The sequence below is a fragment of the bacterium genome (assembly GCA_024228115.1).
Classification (GTDB): domain Bacteria; phylum Myxococcota_A; class UBA9160; order UBA9160; family UBA6930.
Window position 1 is genome coordinate 1 of sequence record JAAETT010000381.1, and the last position, 811, is coordinate 811.

2 protein-coding genes are annotated in these 811 nt (G+C 61.2%); both read left to right on the plus strand.

Annotated elements, in window-relative coordinates:
- The coding region (locus GY937_16810; GenBank protein ID MCP5058366.1) for a hypothetical protein at positions 1-168 on the plus strand (168 nt) is incomplete at its 5' end.
- 81 nt (positions 169-249) lie between these two features.
- Positions 250-588 (plus strand): hypothetical protein, encoded by a 339-nt coding sequence (locus GY937_16815; GenBank protein ID MCP5058367.1) that lies wholly within the window; start codon positions 250-252, stop codon positions 586-588.
- Positions 589-811: the final 223 nt, after the last annotated feature.

Sequence of the window (811 nt, forward strand, 5' to 3'; positions counted from 1 at the left end):
AACCAGGATTGGTTCTATGCCAAGACCCACGCCCGACCAGGTGACGTGATCCACGTCTTCACATCTGCCCGGATGCACCGCTGGCTCGAGTACCACGTACTCAGCACCCCCAGTGGGGACAAGGAGTTCCACCTGGTCTCGCACACACCTACGAGGCGAGACCCATGAAGGATGCCCTCATGTACTGGGGCCTGTTCTGGGTCCTACCCCTCACCCTCATCCCCTACCTAGCAGGGAGCTAGCCACGCCGTGCAGTTCGACACCGACCACCTGACGGAACAAGAGAAGTACACCCTTGAGGGGGCAGTGGCCCTGGCCAAGGAGTTCACCTACGTCTGCAACGTCTTCATCAAGGACGTGCATCCCGACGAGGACTACTCCACCCGGGCACGAAGTGTGCTCACCAAAGTCTTCCCTACCTGGGAGACCAGCCCCGAGTCAGCCCACACCAAAGCCGTGATCACCGCATCGATCAAGGTGCTGGACGTGGTGTTCACCGAGGCCATGCGGCAGATCCAGGAAGAAGCAACTCGCCCAGCCGTGGACAACGTGCTCCAGCTGGACCGCACCAAGCGGCGGGCGAAGTGAGACGCTTTCAGAACCCCGAGACACAGCGCCGGGTGATTGAGTACTACCAGATGGGCATGTCAGGCCAGGATATCTGCTTCCTCATCACTGGTAAGACTGCCACCACCGCACTGAGGGCTGAGCAGGCGCGGGACCCGGAGTTCGCTGCGAAGTGCGGCGAGGCTATGGAGGACCCCTTCCGCTCCGTGCTACAGAAGGCCATCTCCCTAGCTGGGTTCGCTGA